This window comes from Rhizobium sp. WW_1 (assembly GCF_003610155.1).
In the GTDB taxonomy this organism is placed as follows: domain Bacteria; phylum Pseudomonadota; class Alphaproteobacteria; order Rhizobiales; family Rhizobiaceae; genus Rhizobium; species Rhizobium tropici_A.
Window position 1 is genome coordinate 162,124 of the sequence record NZ_RAIN01000003.1, and the last position, 16,938, is coordinate 179,061.

General features: G+C 61.5%; 18 protein-coding genes. 13 read left to right on the top strand and 5 right to left on the bottom strand.

The features are described 5' to 3' along the window. Nucleotides 1-82: 82 nt before the first annotated feature. The 6 genes from BJ928_RS10995 (at nucleotide 83) to BJ928_RS11020 (ending at nucleotide 5,264) form a co-directional block, all read left to right on the top strand. The gene (locus BJ928_RS10995; RefSeq protein WP_047628981.1) at nucleotides 83-307 is read left to right on the top strand and encodes an aa3-type cytochrome c oxidase subunit IV; all 225 of its coding nucleotides are present in this window, start codon (nucleotides 83-85) and stop codon (nucleotides 305-307) included. A gap of 112 nt (nucleotides 308-419) precedes the next feature. Then, nucleotides 420-1,583: a Re/Si-specific NAD(P)(+) transhydrogenase subunit alpha gene (locus tag BJ928_RS11000; protein ID WP_047628982.1), complete on the top strand. Its 1,164-nt coding sequence runs from the start codon at nucleotides 420-422 to the stop codon at nucleotides 1,581-1,583. Between the two features lies 1 nt (nucleotide 1,584). Further along, a complete protein-coding gene (locus tag BJ928_RS11005) occupies nucleotides 1,585-1,983 on the top strand; it encodes an NAD(P) transhydrogenase subunit alpha (RefSeq protein WP_047628983.1) in 399 nt (132 codons plus the stop codon). Nucleotides 1,984-1,993: 10 nt separating this feature from the next. Next, nucleotides 1,994-3,388: an NAD(P)(+) transhydrogenase (Re/Si-specific) subunit beta gene (locus tag BJ928_RS11010; RefSeq protein WP_047629500.1), complete on the top strand. Its 1,395-nt coding sequence runs from the start codon at nucleotides 1,994-1,996 to the stop codon at nucleotides 3,386-3,388. A 233-nt stretch (nucleotides 3,389-3,621) separates the two neighbouring features. After that, nucleotides 3,622-4,026: a YciI family protein gene (locus tag BJ928_RS11015; protein WP_047628984.1), complete on the top strand. Its 405-nt coding sequence runs from the start codon at nucleotides 3,622-3,624 to the stop codon at nucleotides 4,024-4,026. Continuing rightward, nucleotides 4,023-5,264 (top strand): RNA polymerase sigma factor, encoded by a 1,242-nt coding sequence (locus BJ928_RS11020; protein WP_047628985.1) that lies wholly within the window; start codon nucleotides 4,023-4,025, stop codon nucleotides 5,262-5,264. Before BJ928_RS11015 ends, BJ928_RS11020 begins: the two co-directional genes overlap by 4 nt. A gap of 3 nt (nucleotides 5,265-5,267) precedes the next feature. Here the strand turns inward: BJ928_RS11020 and BJ928_RS11025 are convergent, their stop codons facing one another. From BJ928_RS11025 to rpsU, 4 genes are all read right to left on the bottom strand, one after another. Beyond that, the gene (locus tag BJ928_RS11025) at nucleotides 5,268-6,923 is read right to left on the bottom strand and encodes a sensor histidine kinase (RefSeq protein ID WP_047628986.1); all 1,656 of its coding nucleotides are present in this window, start codon (nucleotides 6,921-6,923) and stop codon (nucleotides 5,268-5,270) included. A 198-nt stretch (nucleotides 6,924-7,121) separates the two neighbouring features. Continuing rightward, nucleotides 7,122-8,243, bottom strand: coding sequence for an FAD-binding oxidoreductase (locus BJ928_RS11030; RefSeq protein WP_052227503.1), 1,122 nt, complete (start codon nucleotides 8,241-8,243; stop codon nucleotides 7,122-7,124). 112 nt (nucleotides 8,244-8,355) lie between these two features. After that, the gene (locus BJ928_RS11035; RefSeq protein WP_047628987.1) at nucleotides 8,356-9,231 is read right to left on the bottom strand and encodes a tetratricopeptide repeat protein; all 876 of its coding nucleotides are present in this window, start codon (nucleotides 9,229-9,231) and stop codon (nucleotides 8,356-8,358) included. Nucleotides 9,232-9,369: 138 nt separating this feature from the next. Further along, entirely contained in the window at nucleotides 9,370-9,582 is a 213-nt protein-coding gene (gene rpsU, locus BJ928_RS11040; protein WP_004117638.1) for a 30S ribosomal protein S21, read from the bottom strand. A gap of 336 nt (nucleotides 9,583-9,918) precedes the next feature. Between rpsU and BJ928_RS11050 the strand changes: the two genes are divergently transcribed. The 7 genes from BJ928_RS11050 (at nucleotide 9,919) to BJ928_RS11080 (ending at nucleotide 16,389) form a co-directional block, all read left to right on the top strand. Further along, complete coding sequence (locus tag BJ928_RS11050) at nucleotides 9,919-10,197, top strand: hypothetical protein (protein ID WP_047628990.1); 279 nt, start codon at nucleotides 9,919-9,921, stop codon at nucleotides 10,195-10,197. 11 nt (nucleotides 10,198-10,208) lie between these two features. Beyond that, the gene (locus BJ928_RS11055; RefSeq protein WP_047628991.1) at nucleotides 10,209-10,688 is read left to right on the top strand and encodes a hypothetical protein; all 480 of its coding nucleotides are present in this window, start codon (nucleotides 10,209-10,211) and stop codon (nucleotides 10,686-10,688) included. A 113-nt stretch (nucleotides 10,689-10,801) separates the two neighbouring features. Beyond that, nucleotides 10,802-12,055, top strand: coding sequence for a sarcosine oxidase subunit beta family protein (locus BJ928_RS11060; protein WP_047628992.1), 1,254 nt, complete (start codon nucleotides 10,802-10,804; stop codon nucleotides 12,053-12,055). After that, complete coding sequence (locus tag BJ928_RS11065; protein ID WP_047628993.1) at nucleotides 12,055-12,474, top strand: hypothetical protein; 420 nt, start codon at nucleotides 12,055-12,057, stop codon at nucleotides 12,472-12,474. Before BJ928_RS11060 ends, BJ928_RS11065 begins: the two co-directional genes overlap by 1 nt. A gap of 15 nt (nucleotides 12,475-12,489) precedes the next feature. Beyond that, nucleotides 12,490-12,855 (top strand): sarcosine oxidase subunit delta, encoded by a 366-nt coding sequence (locus BJ928_RS11070; protein WP_047628994.1) that lies wholly within the window; start codon nucleotides 12,490-12,492, stop codon nucleotides 12,853-12,855. Continuing rightward, complete coding sequence (locus BJ928_RS11075) at nucleotides 12,852-15,848, top strand: sarcosine oxidase subunit alpha (RefSeq protein ID WP_047628995.1); 2,997 nt, start codon at nucleotides 12,852-12,854, stop codon at nucleotides 15,846-15,848. The genes BJ928_RS11070 and BJ928_RS11075 overlap by 4 nt, the downstream gene beginning before the upstream one ends. After that, nucleotides 15,841-16,389: a sarcosine oxidase subunit gamma gene (locus BJ928_RS11080; protein ID WP_047628996.1), complete on the top strand. Its 549-nt coding sequence runs from the start codon at nucleotides 15,841-15,843 to the stop codon at nucleotides 16,387-16,389. The genes BJ928_RS11075 and BJ928_RS11080 overlap by 8 nt, the downstream gene beginning before the upstream one ends. On the opposite strand, the gene BJ928_RS11085 is transcribed toward BJ928_RS11080, so the two are convergent. Then, the gene (locus tag BJ928_RS11085; RefSeq protein ID WP_047628997.1) at nucleotides 16,386-16,874 is read right to left on the bottom strand and encodes a MaoC family dehydratase; all 489 of its coding nucleotides are present in this window, start codon (nucleotides 16,872-16,874) and stop codon (nucleotides 16,386-16,388) included. The genes BJ928_RS11080 and BJ928_RS11085 overlap by 4 nt on opposite strands. Nucleotides 16,875-16,938: the final 64 nt, after the last annotated feature.

A 16,938-nucleotide genomic window follows, 5' to 3' on the forward strand; every position in this document is an offset into this window, starting at 1 on the left:
GGGATATCGCAGCTTTCGAGGATGAGCTCCGGCCGCCAGCCTAATCGTCTGTCGGGGGAGAGGATTGAGGGGAGAATTCTGAATGGCCGAACATCATACCGGACCGGCAGAGACCGGCGCTGCCATGGACTACAAGGAGCATGAGAAGACCTATAATCTTTTCATCTCGGGCGCCAAGGTCGGATCTGCGATCATCGCTGCGCTGCTGATCGCCATGGCGGCCGGCTTCTTCGGCCATGCCGGCTTCCTCGGCGGCGTCCTGATCTTCATCGTTCTGACCATCGCCAGCATCGTCCTGTTGCGCTGATACTGCAGCGCTGACCGACGTCGGGCCAATTCGGCCCGCGCTTTCCCATGATTCTGCAGGCTGCTGCGCCGTCGCATTCGGGCGCGGAGCCGTTTGAGGCGAGGTGTTGTCGTTGAGCAATCTGGTTTTCGTGGCCAAGGAAAGCGTGGCGGACGAGACGCGCGTCGCAGCTTCCGTTGAAACGGTCAAGAAGATGAGGGGTCTCGGTTTCGATGTGGTGATCGAGGCCGGCGCGGGTGCTTCGTCGCGTATTCCGGATGCCGAATATGAAGCCGTCGGTGCCCGCATAGGCTCGATCAAGGATGCCAAGGCGGCGGATGTCATCCTCAAGGTCAGGCGTCCGACCAGCAAGGAGATCTCGGGCTACAAGAGCGGGGCCATCGTCATCGCCATCATGGACCCCTATGGCAACGAAGCGGCGCTTGCCGAAATGGCGCGCGCGGGGCTCACGAGCTTTGCCATGGAGCTGATGCCGCGCATCACCCGCGCCCAGTCGATGGACGTGCTGTCGTCGCAGGCCAACCTCGCGGGTTATCAGGCCGTGATCGAGGCTGCTGCCGTCTACGACCGGGCGCTGCCGATGATGATGACGGCGGCCGGCACCGTGCCGGCGGCAAAGGTCTTCGTCATGGGTGCCGGCGTTGCCGGCCTGCAGGCGATCGCCACGGCGCGGCGTCTCGGCGCGCAGGTTTCGGCGACCGACGTTCGCCTGGCGGCCAAGGAGCAGGTCGCCTCGCTCGGCGCGAAATTCATCGCCGTCGAGGACGAGGAATTCAAGGCGGCGGAGACCGCCGGCGGCTACGCCAAGGAAATGTCCAGGGAGTATCAGGCCAAGCAGGCCGCGCTCGTCGCCGATCATATCGCCAAGCAGGACATCATTATCACCACGGCGCTCATTCCCGGCCGGCCGGCACCGCGGCTCGTCGGCCGCGACATGCTGAAGGCCATGCGCCCGGGTGCGGTTGCCGTGGATCTCGCAATCGAGCGGGGCGGCAATATTGAAGGTGCCGAGTACGACAAGGTTGCCGACGTCGAGGGCGTGAAGGTGGTCGGCTATCCGAATATGGCCGGAAGGATCGCGGCCAGCGCTTCCGCTCTTTATGCGAAGAACCTGGTCACGTTCCTGGAAACGATGGTCGACAAGGATACGAAGAGCCTCGGCCTCAACCGCGCCGACGAGCTCATCAAGGCGACGATGCTGACCGATGGCGGCGAAGTCGTGCATCCGAATTTCGTCGATCCCGACCAGCCGACGGTCAAGAAGGGAGATCTCTGAGATGGCCAGCCAAGCAATGGACCAGGCACTCCAGCAACTGAACGATGCCGTCACCGCCGTTACGACCGCCGCCGCGCATGCGCCAGAGGTCGCGAGCGCCGCAACGGGTGGAGCGATTGATCCCTTCGTCTTCCAGCTGGCGATCTTCGTACTGGCGATCTTTGTGGGCTATTACGTCGTCTGGTCGGTGACGCCGGCCCTGCACACACCGCTGATGGCGGTGACCAACGCGATCTCTTCGGTCATCGTCGTCGGCGCCTTGCTGGCTGTGGGCATTTCGGCGAGCGGTCTCGCCACGGGTTTCGGCTTCGTGGCGCTGGTGCTCGTCTCGGTCAATATCGTTGGCGGTTTCCTTGTCACCCAGCGAATGCTGGCGATGTACAAGAAGAAGGACAAGTGAGGGCGGCATGCTGAGCAATATCGCGGCTTTCCTCTATCTCGTCTCCGGCGTCCTGTTCATACTGGCATTGCGCGGGCTTTCCCATCCGGCGACCAGCCGGCGCGGCAATCTCTACGGCATGATCGGCATGGGCATTGCCATCGCCACGACGCTGGTGCTGGCGACGCCATCCTTCGGCGGCTTCGTGCTCATCATCATCGGCCTTGCCATTGGCGGCGGCGCAGGCGCCTATATCGCCCGCGTCATTCCGATGACGTCGATGCCGCAGCTTGTGGCCGGCTTCCATTCGTTGGTCGGCCTTGCTGCGGTCCTCGTGGCAGCGTCTGCGCTCTACACACCATCCTCCTTCGGCATCGGCAATATCGGTTCCATTCACACGGAAGCCCGCATCGAAATGGCGATCGGCGTCGCCATCGGCGCGCTGACCTTCACCGGTTCGATCATCGCCTTCCTGAAGCTCGACGGTCGCATGTCTGGCAAGCCGATCCTGCTGCCGAACCGGCATATCATCAACGCCGCCCTGCTTGTGCTGATCGTGATCTCCATCATCAGCCTGGCGGCCAGCGAGAGCCATTTCGCCTTCTGGGCGATTGTGGCTCTGTCGCTGGCGCTCGGCGTGCTGTTGATTGTGCCGATTGGCGGCGCCGACATGCCTGTCGTCGTGTCGATGCTGAATTCCTATTCCGGCTGGGCAGCAGCCGGCATCGGCTTCACGCTCGGCAATCTCGCGCTGATCATCACCGGCGCGCTCGTCGGCTCCTCGGGTGCGATCCTGTCCTACATCATGTGCAAGGGTATGAATCGCTCGTTCGTCTCGGTCATTCTCGGCGGCTTCGGCGGCGAGACGGCATCGGGTGGAGCTGATAATTCCGACAAGACCGTCAAGCTCGGTTCGGCCGAGGATGCCGCCTATCTGATGGCGAATGCATCCAAGGTCATCATCGTGCCAGGTTACGGCATGGCGGTGGCGCAGGCCCAGCATGCGCTGCGCGAGATGGCCGACAGGCTGAAGGCGCACGGCGTTGAAGTGAAGTATGCCATTCATCCCGTCGCTGGCCGTATGCCCGGCCATATGAACGTGCTGCTCGCTGAAGCCAATGTCCCCTATGACGAGGTTTTCGAGCTCGAGGACATCAATTCGGAATTCGCCCAGGCCGATGTCGCCTATGTCATCGGCGCCAACGACGTCACCAATCCGGCGGCGCGCGACGACAAGACCTCGCCGATCTACGGCATGCCGATCCTTGACGTCGACAAGGCCAAGACCTGCCTCTTCGTCAAGCGTTCGCTCGGCTCCGGCTATGCCGGCATCGACAATACGCTGTTCTACAAGGACGGCACGATGATGCTTTTGGGCGATGCCAAGAAGGTGACCGAGGAAATCGTCAAGGCGATGAACGAGTAAGCGCCTGGACGCGCCGACCGTTCAATCGAAGCTTGCTTGATCTTGAAGCTGGATGTGCTTCCGCCTCGGCTGGGAGCCTGCCGCGGCGGGCATTCCTGGTGTGCTCAGTTCCATGCCTTCCGCTTGCCGCCGTGGGTCTCAAAAAATTGCGTCTATTTTTTTCGACTCCCGTCGATTCTGACGTGGCTCGTTCGTCGTGTGGTATGTTCAACCCAACCAAGGAGAAAGAACCCATGCGTTTCATGATGTTGATGATCCCCGACGGTTACGCTTCCGCCGCGCCCGATGCCTTGCCGAGCCTGGAGGCGATCGAGGCGATGATGAAATACAATGAGGAGCTGAAGAAAGCCGGTGTGCTCCTGGCGCTCGATGGGCTGCATCCTCCGGCTTCTGGCGCCCGGGTGAGTTTCAAGGGCGGAAAGCCCATCGTCGTCGACGGCCCGTTCGCCGAGGTCAAGGAAGTGCTTGGCGGCTATTGGATTCTCGACGTGCGCTCGCGTGACGAGGCCATCGAATGGGCACGCCGTTGCCCAGCGTCGGAAGACGCCATCATCGAGGTTCGCCGCATTCAAGAGATAAGCGACTTCCCCGAGGATGTGCAGAAGGCAGCCGAAGGCTTCAACGAGTTGAAGGGGTGACCACGTCCGGTGCCATCGAAGCAGTCTGGCGGATCGAGCAGCCCAAGCTCGTCGCCAGGCTGAATCGCTTGCTGCGGGATGTCGGCCTGGCCGAAGAGATTGCTCAGGACGCCTTCGTGGCTGCTCTCGAGCGCTGGCCTCGCGATGGCATCCCGCGCAACCCGGCGGCTTGGCTGACGCAGGTTGCCAAGAATAAGGCGCTCGACAGGCTGCGTCGTACCACGCGGATCGACGGCAAGCATCGCGAATTGACCGTCGATCTTGCCGGGCTCGAGCGGGAGGCCGCCGCTATCGAGGCAATGCTCGATGAAGATATAGACGACGATTTGCTGCGGCTGATCTTCACCGCCTGTCATCCGGTTTTGCCGGCAGAGCAGCGCGTGGCGCTCGCCCTGCGGCTGCTGGGCGGGCTGTCTATCCAGGAAATCAGTCGCGCGTTTCTGTTGCCTGAAGCCACGATCGCGCAGCGCATCGTGCGTGCCAAGCGGACGCTTCGCGATGCCGAAATCGCTTTCGAGACGCCACGAGGCGAAGAGCGCCGGGTGCGTCTCGCCGCCGTTCTGGAGGTGGTTTATCTGATCTTCAACGAAGGTTATGTGGCGACGGAGGGGCCGCATTGGCTGCGAGCCGATCTGTGCGGCGAGGCCTTGCGGTTGGGACGTTCGCTGGCGGCATTGATGCCGCAAGAACCGGAGGTGCTGGGGCTGCTGGCTCTCATGGAGTTGCATGCCTCGCGCCTTGCCGCCAGGGCCGATGGGGCGGGCAACCCGATCCTGCTGCTCGATCAGGATCGCAGCCGGTGGAATTGGGCGTTGATCCGTAGCGGTCTTGCTGGTCTGGCCCGCGCTATGCTTCTGACCTCGATGCCCGATTCCTATCTGCTGCAGGCGATGATCGCGGCTTGCCATTCCAGGGCGGCGACCGCGGGTGACACCGACTGGATTGCCATCGCCGCCTATTACCAGGCGCTTGCCCTGGCAGCGCCGTCGCCGATCGTCGAAATCAACCGGGCCGTAGCCGTCGGCATGGCGTTCGGTCCAGCCCAGGGTCTTGCGATCGCCGACGCGTTGACGGACGAGCCGCGTTTGAGACAATCACATCTGTTGCCGACAGTGCGCGGTGATCTTCTTGCGAAGCTGGGACGTGCTGCTGAGGCGCGCATGGAATTCCGCCGCGCCGCCGAATTGGCCGGTAATGAAAGGGAGCGCGCATTGCTGCTTGCCCGCGCCGAGGCATAGGCATCAGCTTCTTTGACGCTCCATCGTGCTGCGTGGCGCAGTCAGCATCCAGACGAGGCCAGTCTTGCGGAAGTCGACCTCGACATGGCCGCCGAAGGATGCGGCCGCATGGGTTTTCGTGACCGTGGTGCCGAAGCCGGTTTCGTTCGGTGGTTTGACCGGCGGCCCGCCGCTTTCGGTCCAGACGAAGCGGATCATCGTGCCGGTTTCAGCGGCTTGATTCGTCCATTCGATGGTAATCTTGCCTTCTGGCGCAGAGAGCGCGCCATATTTCACCGAATTGGTAGCGAGTTCATGCAGGACGAGGCCGAGATTCTGTACGGCCTCCGGCTTCAACACGAAATCGTTGCCGAGAACCTCGAGCTGCTGCGGCGCCTGCAGGAAGGTTGCGAGATGGATGTCGATCACGCGACGCAGCGACACGCCGGACCATTGTTCGCTGGTCAGAACCTCGATCGAGCGCGCCAGGCCCTCGAGCCGGTCGGCGACGGCGCGCTGAAACGAATCGACGCTGTCCGTCTGCCGCGCGAGCTGGCGTGTCATTGCCTGGGCGAGCGCCAGCAGATTCTTGGTGCGGTGGACGAGTTCGTGCATGACGAAATGCAGCCGGTCCTCCGTGACGCTGCGGTCGAACGAAGCGTTGGAAAGCGCAATGGCGACCTGGTTTGCCTCGATGACACTGGTGTCGATCGGCGCCACGATCTCTCCGCGGCCCATGCGGTCCGCCATGTCGGCAATGCTCTGTATCGTCGTGCGCACCTGGCGTGCCAAAGCGTAGACGGCGACGAGCGCAATCAGCAGCAGCGTGACGCCGCCATAGATGAGAAAGCGCCAGGTGCTCATCAGCGACGCCTGGGCGGATGCGATCGGACCCCAGACGACGGCCTTCCAAGACCAACCCGAGATCTGCGCATAGCCGAGCACTGCGTTCGGCAGCGTCTTTTCATTCTGATAGACGCCGCTGGATGCGATCAGCCCCGGCAGGATGTCCTTGTTGAACGCGTCGCCGGGCGCAAGGGTCGTCGGACCACCGGCGGCAACGACATGGCCGGATTTGTCCAGAACGGCGGCCGACCAGCCGGGCGGCAGGGCTTCGGTCGTAATGAGCTTGGCGAGTTCGTCCGCATCCTGGGTTACTACCAGAGCTGCGCCCGCCGGCGAGTGTTCGAGGGGCAGGGTGACGTTATAGACCCAGCGGCGCGCGGTGGAGCCAATGAAGACGTCGGATGCCTCGATGCGGCCGGAGTCCAGTGCCGATTGCAATGCGGCCATATTGCCCGTCTTGCCGAGCGGCTTGCCGAGCGGCCAGCGGGTGTTGAGCCGCAGCTGGCCATCCTTTTCCATGAGCAGCACGAAAAGAGAATCGGTGCGCAGCACCGTTTCAGTCCGGGCAAAGAAGGTGGCGATGTCGTTGCGTTCGAGTTCCGGCGAGGAGGACAGGAGCCGCAGCGTCGTTGCCATGTCCTGCAGTTGCCGGTCGATGACGCGCGAAAGCGCCTGTGCATCCTGTACCGTATCGCCCTTCAGCGCATCGCGTTCATTGTCCTCCAGCTGAACCAGGAGCAGCGCGACGAAGGCGAGAATCGGCAAGGCAATCGCCAGGGCAATGGCGATCAGATAGGCTCCAATCGACGCTTTCGGAAAATGCGGCTTCCTCATGAGGCGATCAACCGATCGTGCCTCCATGGCGATCCGAGGCGGCGGCAAACGCGCGAAGAATGGTTGTGATGGTCATGCCAAGCGCCCCCGTGCCCAGATCCAAGCTACATGCTCCAGAAGTCCCATGTTAGGGCTCGGTAATTTTCCTTGCAACATCTGAAAAGTCATTGCTTCGAAATCATAAGCGATCTCGGGTATTTACGACTGTGGCAATGCATCCCTTGGGTTGCGTTTTGCCTCGCTGCCGAGCTGGGTAAAGCGCGAGAGCCGGAACGCGGCAAGCGAGGGTTCTTCGTCGCCATCTACGATCTCCTGTGAAGCGAGCAGGCCGACGAGCGGTGCCAGCGTGACACCGGAATGCAGGACCGCAAGGTAGAGACCGTCTACTGTCTCGACGCCTCCAAGAATCGGCAGACCGTCCTTCGGCGTCGGGCGATAACCGACGGTATGGAAATCGAGTTCCAGCGCGTCGCCGCCCTTCAATCTCGCCTGGACCTTGGCAAAAAGCGCGTTGGCTGCAGCCTTTGGATCGTCGCCGGGATCGGTGCCGCCAAAGTCGCCGCCGGCGATGATCCGGCCCGCCATCGTCTGGCGCAGATGCAACTCCGGCGCCATCACAAGGCCATTCAGCATTTTCTCCACAGGACGGGAATGAACGATGAGCCCCGGAGGCGTTTCAAGGGGAACGAGGATATCGGCCGAGGCTGCAAGCGCTGCCGTGCCCGCGCCGGCCGCCAGAACGACATGATCGGCGCGCATCGGGCCTTGGCTCGTCTCGATACCGACGATTCGCTCTCCCTCTCTGAGCAGGCCCTTGACCTCGACGCCGGTCAGTAGGGCGGCACCGCGGCGGCGGGCATCCGCCAGCAGCAGTTCGGCGGCCGCGACGGGCTCGATGGCACCTTCCTCCGCGACATGCAGTGCGTAGTCGGGCGGGTTGGCGAGACCCGGCTCGATCATCGCGATTGTGGCGCGGTTGACCGGCTGTATGCCATAGCCCCAGCCATGGTGCTGCGCCGCATAGGCATCCAGCTCCGGTTCGGGCAGGTCCCAACTGAGGCCGCCGCACCAGGATAGCGGGAGATCCGGCAGTTCCTTCTGCAGTCTCGACCATTCGGCCATCGAGCGGTGACGGAGATGGAAATAGAAGTCGGGATTGCCCCAACTTGCATTGATCCAGGCGAAGGAATTCGGCGTAGCGACGCCGCCCGTCTGCTGCGCGACCAGTGTCACGGATGCGCCGCTGCGGCTCAGATACCAGGCGATGGAAGCGCCGATGATACCGGCACCGATGACGATGATTTTCTGAGGGGAGGGCATGTCATTGTCTCGCTCGAATGGGGTGGCCGAGACTAGGCGTTCGCCGAGGCAAAGAAAAGCCGCCGAGCAGGAATTGCCGGCGGCTGGATGCGTCCCTCGTTATGCCTCTATATCAGGCACCGGCGCCGACGCGGGCAAGACCGTCCTTGGCCGGCTGATAGCTGGGGTCGAGGTTGACTGCATGCTGATAGGAGCGGCGTGCTTTCGCCTTGTCGCCCTTGCGCTCGTAGACGAAGGCCTGGTTTGCCCAGGATTCGGCGACCTTGTTATTCAGCTCGATGGCGTGATTGAAATCGGCAAAGGCGTTGTCGTCGTCGTTCTGCGCGAGGTACGAAATGCCGCGGCTATTGTAGGGTTCCGGCGAGTTCGGCGACAGCGAGATCGCCTTGGAGAAATCGTCGATCGCCTTGTCCTGCTGATTGCGCTTCTGGAAGATCACGCCGCGGCCGTTATAGGCGCGTCCATCGGTCGTTCCGAGGCTGATGGCCTTGGAATAGTCGTTGAAGGCATCGTTGTCGCGGCCAGCCTGACGATAGAGATTACCGCGGCCGATATAGGCGACATCGTAACTACCGTTGATCTGCAGCGCCGCATTATAATCGGCGACCGCTTCAGGCAGCTTGCCCATGTTGCGGTAGATGAGCGCGCGATTGGCGTAGGCCTGATAGAACTTCGGATTGAGCTGGATCGCCTGATTGAAGTCGCCGAGGGCACGGTTGAAATCACCGCCGCGGCCATAGGCCGTGCCGCGAACGTTGTAGCCTTCCGGGTCCTGCGGATTGGCATTGATGACCGACGTCAGCGAGGCGATATTTTCCGAAGAGCCTTGCGCCTTGTCGATGCGGATTACGTTATCAGTCGAGGCGGTCTGGCAGCCAGAAAGGCTGATTGCGGCTAATACCGCCAAGGCAGGCAGAGCTGCAGCGCGCTTCGAAACGAATAAGGAGAGGTTCGAAGTACGGAACTTTACGGAAGTCGTCATTGCCATTATCGGGTTCGCTTTCCCCATGCGTCATATCAGGCTGTTCTGATTTAATCCGATTTGTCCGGAGAATAAATCAAAAAGGCGGCGGCGAACGACTCGCCCCCGCCACACATGCATCTGAAAACGTCGAAAAAACGGCGATTACTTGGCAACAAGGCCTTCGCGCTGTGCGCGCTTGCGAGCAAGCTTGCGAACGCGACGAACAGCTTCAGCCTTTTCGCGAGCACGCTTCTGCGACGGCTTTTCGTAGTAGTCGCGCATCTTCATTTCGCGGAAAATACCTTCGCGCTGCATCTTCTTCTTGAGAGCGCGGAGAGCCTGGTCGACATTGTTATCGCGGACAAGTACCTGCACGAGAATCACGTTCCTTTGGTTTGGTTGATGCCAGCGGCGACGGCAGCGCCAGGAGGCAAAAATATAACGTTCGCGCAGCCGTAGCCTTGCGATTGGTAGGCGGGATAGCAGATCGGTTTGTCAAAGTCTAGCCAGATCGTGACTTTGCAGAGGAAAAAGCGGTTTGTCGAGAGCCGAAATGAGCCTGCGGTGCCTGTGGCGCTGTTGAATAAGCGATTGGCGGACGCCGATCTTTGCAACATTGACATGCTTGTGTGAGTATTTCGGATCACAGTCATTCGCGCGATGCGGCGACTGCGTCATAAGCAATTGTCTGGGGCAAGGGGGAATCGTTTTATGAAATCGCTCGACCTTGTTGTCGTCGAAAGGCTGCTTGCGTTGCTTATGCTGGTGCTTGTTGTTCTTGCTGCAGCGCTTATGCCTGCCATGGCCGGCGAAGTCCGCCTCGGCAAGAACGTTCGGGTCGGCGGCCACGATTTCTCGAACCAGACCTTTGACAGCAAACACCGTGCAAGAATCTATCTTTACAATCAGAAGCCGCGCAAGGAAGGATGCGTCTGGCACGGGGATGGCCACGGTGGCCGGGTGAAGGTTTGTCACCTGCAGCGCAAATAGGGTGGAGATTTATGAGTGATCAGACTATGCCGGGCAGCGTTCGGTATTATGGCCGACTCACATATGCTGGGATGGCCGTCATTGTTGCCAATCAATTGGTGAACTGGGACAGGACAGTCGGTCGGTTTGCTGAAGCGCCGCACATTTTTAGCGTTGTAGAAATTTTGTTTTTTTGTGTCCAAATCTTCTGGGTTTGGCTGGTTGTTCGTAAACGGGCGAACTGGGCGCGCTGGATGACGCTTGGCACGCAATTCGCTATGATGTTCATCATTGGTTTCGGCTTTGGCATAGTCGCCGAGAAAGGTCATGCCGACGGGACCGCTACGGAACTCGTCTTCCTAATTCTGGCGACGGTGTCTTATCTGCTTGCGGCGTGTCTTCTTTTTACGCGTGGCGCAACACTGTGGTTTGTTCACCAGACAGCTGAATTTGCTCATGCGGGCGCTGACGCCGCAAATGGTTCAGCCTTGCGGTCCGATGGTTCTTTTTAACCGTGTCGAAAGCCGATCCCGAATGCGTCGCAAAAGAGCCGTTGTGTCGGTTTTTGATTTGCGATTTGTATGACCCACAAGAAGGGCGTCTTGCCTGAAGGAGTTGAGGGCGAATGCGTAAATACTCGGTTTTTGCCGTGGCACGGGAAGCGATGCGGGCTCACAAGGGCTGGGAGGCTCAATGGACCTCGCCGGAGCCGCGCAAGGAGTATGACGTCATCATCGTCGGCGCCGGCGGTCATGGTCTTGGTGCCGCCTACTACCTCGCCAAGGAGCACGGCATCACCAATGTCGCCGTGATCGAAAAGGGTTGGCTCGGCGGCGGCAACACCGGCCGCAACACGACCATCATCCGCTCGAACTATCTCTATGAAGAGAGCATGCACATCTACGAGCATTCGATGAAGCTCTGGGAGGGGCTGTCTCAGGATCTCAATTATAACGTCATGTATTCGCCACGCGGCGTGATGATGCTGTCGCACAATGTGCACGACCAGCAGTCCTTCAAGCGGCATATTCACGCCAACCGCCTCTACGGTATCGACAATGAATGGCTGACACCGGAACAGGCCAAAGCCTATTGTCCGCCGCTCGATATTTCGAAGATGGCGCGCTACCCGATCAACGGCGCTGCCCTGCAGCGTCGCGGCGGCACGGCGCGCCACGATGCGGTCGCCTGGGGCTTTGCCCGCGCGGCTTCCGATCGCGGCGTGCATATCATCCAGAACTGCGAAGTGACCGGCATTCGACGCGGACCGGATGGCCGCGTGATGGGCGTCGAAACCAGCAAGGGCTTTATCGGCGCCAAGAAGGTCGGCGTGTCCGCAGCCGGCCATACGACCGTCGTCATGCAGATGGCCGGCGTGCGCGTGCCGCTGCAATCGAGCCCGCTGCAGGCACTCGTCTCCGAGCCGCTGAAGCCGATCTTCCCTTGCGTCGTCATGTCGAACACGGTGCACGCCTATATCTCGCAGTCCGACAAGGGCGAGCTCGTCATCGGCGCCGGCACCGACCAGTACAATTCCTACAGCCAGACCGGCGGCCTGCAGATCATCACCCATACGCTGGATGCGATCTGCGAGCTCTTCCCGATGTTCCGCCGCGTGAAGATGATGCGCTCCTGGGGCGGCATCGTCGACAATACGCCGGACCGTTCGGCGATCCAGTCGAAGACGCCGGTTCCGGGCCTCTACGTTAATTGCGGCTGGGGCACGGGCGGCTTCAAGGCGACGCCGGGTTCGGCCAATCTCTTTGCCCATCTCATCGCTCGCGACGAGCCGCATCGCTTTAACGCCGGACTCACGTTGGATCGCTTCCGCACCGGCCGACTGATCGACGAGGCGGCGGCTGCTGCCGTGGCGCACTGATGCTGACGGCGGTCGGGATCGTTCTTGCGGCGGGGCTTTCAATGCCGGTCGGAGCGATCGTGGCCGAGGTCAGCGATCTCATTCCGGGGGTCAAGGATTTTCGTATGCAGCTTATCCACAAGGCGAAGGATGAGGCCGATTGGCCCTTCGTGGCTGAAAGCGGAACGCTGCTCTGTGCCAAGGTGTTCAACAAGCCGGCGGTCTATTTCGTGCCGAAGCAGGTGCCTGAGGCAACGAGGGCATTTCTGCTGGATACGGATCTGCTGGGCATGAGCCTGGTCAATATCGGCATGACCAATGTCCTTGAACCATACGGATCGCTGGAGGCGCTGCTGACGCGCATAACACCTTTCGTCACCATGGGACGGCGGCTCTGCGCGCAGCCTCCCGGCACAAGCCTTACGGGCTCCGAGCTTTAACACAGGTAAAAAACGATGCTGCTGATTTACTGCCCCTATTGCGAGGAAGAGCGTTCGGAACTCGAATTCCGCAACGCCGGCGATGCGCATATCGTGCGGCCGGCCAATATTGCCGGGATCTCGGATGAGGAATTCGAGGAATATTTCTTCCTGCGCGACAATCCGAAGGGCCTGATCTTCGAACGCTGGCGGCATATCCATGGCTGCGGCCGTTTCTTCAACGCGGCGCGCGACACGGTGAGCGATCACTTCTACCGCACCTATAAGGCCGGCGAGGCGAAGCCCGATCCGGCGACGCTGCGGACGGGTGCGTCCGAGCCGGCGGCGCAGCATCAGAACGAACAAGAACAAACGGCACAAAAAGAGGGATTTGCTGAATGAGCGGCGCCAATCGTATCGCGGGCAAGGGACGTCTGACGCCGGCCAGAACCGCTCGCTTCACTTTTGACGGCAAGAGCTATACCGCGCTGGAGGGGGATAGCGTCGCCTCGGCACTGCTTGCCAACGGCGTTCATCTCGTCGGCCGGTCCTTCAAGTATCACCGTCCGCGCGGCATCCTGTCCGCGGGTGCCGAAGAGCCGAATGCGCTGCTCGATATCTCCCGTGATGCCGCACGGCGGCAGCCGAACGTGCGTGCGAGCGTGCAGGAAGTCTTCGACGGCATGAAAGCGCAGTCGCAGAACCGCTGGCCGTCGCTCGCCTTCGATGTCGGCGGCGTCAACAATCTCATGTCGCCCTTCTTTGCCGCCGGCTTTTACTACAAGACCTTCATGTGGCCGAAGGCCGCGTGGAAACATATCTACGAACCCTTCATCCGTCGCGCCGCCGGTCTCGGTGTTGCACCGACGGAAGAAGATCCTGATCACTATGCCGGCCGTTATGCCCATTGCGACGTGCTCGTCGTCGGTGCCGGCATTGCCGGTCTGTCCGCGGCGCTGGCCGCTGCCGAGACCGGTGCGAAGGTCATCCTCTGCGACGAGCAGCCTGAAGTCGGCGGCGCGTTGCGCTTCGACACGGGCATCAAGATCGACGGCGTCGAGGGCTATGACTGGGCGCAGGGTGTTGTCGCCAAGCTCAAGGCGATGCCGAATGTCCAGGTGCTGACCCGCACGACGGCCTTTGGCTACTACAACCACAATTTCTTTGGTCTTGCCGAGCGGGTGACCGACCATCTGGCGAAGCCGGGCCGCGATCTGCCGCGCGAACGCCTGTGGCAAGTGAGGACCAAGCGGGCCATCCTGGCAACGGGCGCCATCGAACGGCACATGGTGTTTCCGAATAACGATCGGCCTGGCATCATGCTCGCCTCGGCCGCGCGCGCCTATCTCAACCACTATGGCGTCGCCGTCGGTGCCAAGATCGGTGTCTATACGGCGCATGACTCCGCCTATGAAGCTGCCTTCGATCTGAAGCGCGCCGGCGTTTCCGTTGTCGCCATCGTCGACAGCCGGGCGCGGCCGGGCGCGGCGGTTCTGGCCGAGGCAAAGCGGCTCGGCATCGAGGTGATGACCGACTATGCTGTCGTCGATACCTCAGGCAAACTTCGCGTCTCCTCCATGACCGTCTCGCGCAACGGCAGCTCCGCCAAGCGCAAGATCGCGATCGACGCCCTCTTGGTTTCGGCCGGCTGGACGCCTTCCGTCCATCTCTTTTCGCAGTCGCGCGGCAAGCTGAAATTCGATGCCGAGAAGCAGCGCTTCCTGCCGGGCACTTATGTTCAGGATTGCCTGTCGGTTGGCGCCTGCAACGGCACGGACGGGCTGCAGGCGGCGATCGAGGAATCGCTTGCCGCCGGCGAGCTGATGGCGCGCGCCACCGGCGCCACCAATGGCGGCGAGAAGATCCAGCTCCATGCCGAGCAGGCCTTCGAATGGACCGGCGGTATGATCGGTGCTGCCGAAGGCGCCGGCCCTGACACGAATGCCAAGGCTTTCGTCGATTTCCAGCACGATGTCTGCGCCAAGGATATTCGTCTCGCCGTGCGCGAGGGCATGCACTCCATCGAGCATATCAAGCGCTTCACCACCAACGGCATGGCGTCCGACCAGGGCAAGCTTTCCAACATGCACGGGCTGGCGATTGCCGCCGAAATGCTCGGCAAGGATATTCCGCAGGTCGGTCTTACCACCTTCCGTGCGCCCTATACGCCCGTCACCTACGGCACGCTGATCAGCCATTCGCGCGGTTCGCTTTTCGATCCCGCCCGCAAGACGCCGATGCATGCCTGGGAAGAGGCGCATGGCGCGATCTTCGAAGATGTCGGCAACTGGAAGCGCGCCTGGTTCTATCCACGCGCCGGCGAAACCATGCATCAGGCCGTCAACCGCGAATGCCGCACGGCCCGCGAAGTGGCCGGCGTGTTCGATGCTTCGACGCTCGGCAAGATCGAGGTGGTCGGGCCGGATGCGGCCGAGTTCCTGAACCTGATCTATACCAATGCCTGGGATACGCTGAAGCCCGGCCGCTGCCGCTACGGCATCATGACCCGCGAAGACGGCTTCGTTTACGACGACGGCGTCGTTGGGCGTCTGGCTGACGATCGCTTCCATGTGACGACGACGACCGGCGGTGCGCCGCGTGTGCTGCATCATATGGAAGATTATCTGCAGACCGAGTTCCCGTATCTGAAGGTATGGCTGACGTCGACCACAGAACAGTGGGCCGTCATCGCCGTGCAGGGGCCGAAGGCGCGCGAGATCATCGAGCCGCTCGTTGAGGGCCAGGATCTGTCCAACGAGGCCTTCCCGCATATGAGCGTGGCCGAGTGCAAGGTCTGCGGCGTGCCGGCCCGGCTGTTCCGCGTCTCCTTCACGGGGGAAATCGGCTATGAAATCAACGTGCCGGCCGATTACGGCCAGTCCGTTTTGGAAGCCGTCTGGGCCCGCGCCGAACCGCTGGGCGCCTGCGCCTATGGCACGGAGACGATGCACGTGCTGCGTGCCGAGAAGGGCTACATCATCGTCGGTCAGGATACCGATGGCACTGTCACCCCCGACGATGCCGGTCTTGCCTGGGCCGTTTCCAAGAAGAAGACCGATTTCGTCGGCATTCGCGGCCTGAAGCGACCGGACCTCGTCAAGGAAGGGCGCAAGCAGCTCGTCGGTCTCGTCACCCGCGATCCGAAGGTGGTGCTGGAGGAGGGCGCGCAGATCGTTGCCGATCCGAACGAACAGAAGCCGATGACCATGCTCGGCCATGTCACGTCGGCCTACTGGTCGGAAAATCTCGGCCGCTCCATCGCCTTCGCGCTGGTTGCCGGCGGACGCGAGCGCATGGGCAAGACGCTCTATGTGCCGATGCCCGACAAGACGATATCAGTCGAGGTGACGGATCTGGTGTTCTTTGACAAGGAAGGAGGCCGGATCAATGGCTGATCTCGCTACCCGTAAACTGCCGCTCGCCGGCCGCCATGGCGGTTCCTCGACCGTCCGGCTGACGCCGGCTGCTCCCGCAAGCCGCATTTCGCTGCGCGCGCCTGCCGATTCTGTCGGCGGTCTTTCGCAGGCGCTCGGCCTGCAGCTGCCGACCCGGCCAAAGACCTCAGCCAGCAACGGTGGTCGTCATGCTCTCTGGCTCGGGCCGGACGAATGGCTGGTCATCGACGAAGGTGGTGCCGATCTGGTGGGCACGGCTGGGTCGTCCGGCGTGCTGCATTCGGCGACCGATGTCTCGCATCGCAATACCGCCGTCATCGTCTCTGGCCCCGGCGCGGAAGCGACGCTTGCCGCCGGCTGCCCGCAGGATGTTTCATTGAGTGCATTTCCCGTCGGCGCCTGCTCGCGCACGCTGCTCGGCAAGGCGGAAGTTGTCATCTTGCGGCTTGATGAGGAGACATTCCGCGTCGAAGTCTGGCGCTCCTTCTCCGATTACGCTTTCGGCCTGTTGGCTGAAGGTGCGGAGGATGCGGGCCTTTAAGCCTCTTCCGGACGATCCTTCGGATCGAACTGCGATATGGTCGTCCATGTCGCAGTCAGTGCCGGCTTGCGCTCGTTTTCGATCTCCGCGGTCACGTCATAGGTCAGCATCAGCATGCTGGCACCGCGCAGGCGCGTTTCGGCTAGCTTGAAGCGGCCGCGCACGCGTGCGCCGCATTTAACCGGCGACATGAAGCGGATCTGTTCGAAGCCGTAGTTGATGCCCATGGTCTGTTCGCGGATCTTCGGCAGGGCGCTGTAGTTCATTGCCGAAAGCAATGAGAGCGTCAGGAAGCCATGAGCGATGGTGCCGCCATAGGGCGTTTCCGTCTTGGCGCGCTCGGGGTCGACGTGGATGAACTGATGATCGAGCGTTGCGTCGGCAAAGGTGTCGATCATCGTCTGGTCGACAACGATCCAGTCGGAAACGCCGATCTCCGTACCCGCAAGTTTCATGATCTCAACAAGCGAAATTTCGCTAGGCATCCCATCCTCGTCGGTCTGTGTCGTCAGAATCCTTTCTGGCGAATCGGGATCGAAAGAGCAACAG

Bases quoted from the DNA above. Each gene is read 5' to 3' on its own strand.
- BJ928_RS11055 (WP_047628991.1), top strand. From the start codon at position 10,209: ATGAGTGATCAGACTATGCCGGGCAGCGTTCGGTATTATGGCCGACTC.
- BJ928_RS11005 (WP_047628983.1), top strand. From the start codon at position 1,585: ATGGCCAGCCAAGCAATGGACCAGGCACTCCAGCAACTGAACGATGCC.
- BJ928_RS11030 (WP_052227503.1), bottom strand. From the start codon at position 8,243: ATGCCCTCCCCTCAGAAAATCATCGTCATCGGTGCCGGTATCATCGGC.
- BJ928_RS11070 (WP_047628994.1), top strand. From the start codon at position 12,490: ATGCTGCTGATTTACTGCCCCTATTGCGAGGAAGAGCGTTCGGAACTC.
- BJ928_RS10995 (WP_047628981.1), top strand. From the start codon at position 83: ATGGCCGAACATCATACCGGACCGGCAGAGACCGGCGCTGCCATGGAC.
- BJ928_RS11015 (WP_047628984.1), top strand. From the start codon at position 3,622: ATGCGTTTCATGATGTTGATGATCCCCGACGGTTACGCTTCCGCCGCG.
- BJ928_RS11035 (WP_047628987.1), bottom strand. From the start codon at position 9,231: ATGGCAATGACGACTTCCGTAAAGTTCCGTACTTCGAACCTCTCCTTA.
- BJ928_RS11025 (WP_047628986.1), bottom strand. From the start codon at position 6,923: ATGAGGAAGCCGCATTTTCCGAAAGCGTCGATTGGAGCCTATCTGATC.
- BJ928_RS11050 (WP_047628990.1), top strand. From the start codon at position 9,919: ATGAAATCGCTCGACCTTGTTGTCGTCGAAAGGCTGCTTGCGTTGCTT.
- BJ928_RS11065 (WP_047628993.1), top strand. From the start codon at position 12,055: ATGCTGACGGCGGTCGGGATCGTTCTTGCGGCGGGGCTTTCAATGCCG.
- BJ928_RS11080 (WP_047628996.1), top strand. From the start codon at position 15,841: ATGGCTGATCTCGCTACCCGTAAACTGCCGCTCGCCGGCCGCCATGGC.
- BJ928_RS11060 (WP_047628992.1), top strand. From the start codon at position 10,802: ATGCGTAAATACTCGGTTTTTGCCGTGGCACGGGAAGCGATGCGGGCT.
- BJ928_RS11075 (WP_047628995.1), top strand. From the start codon at position 12,852: ATGAGCGGCGCCAATCGTATCGCGGGCAAGGGACGTCTGACGCCGGCC.
- BJ928_RS11085 (WP_047628997.1), bottom strand. From the start codon at position 16,874: ATGCCTAGCGAAATTTCGCTTGTTGAGATCATGAAACTTGCGGGTACG.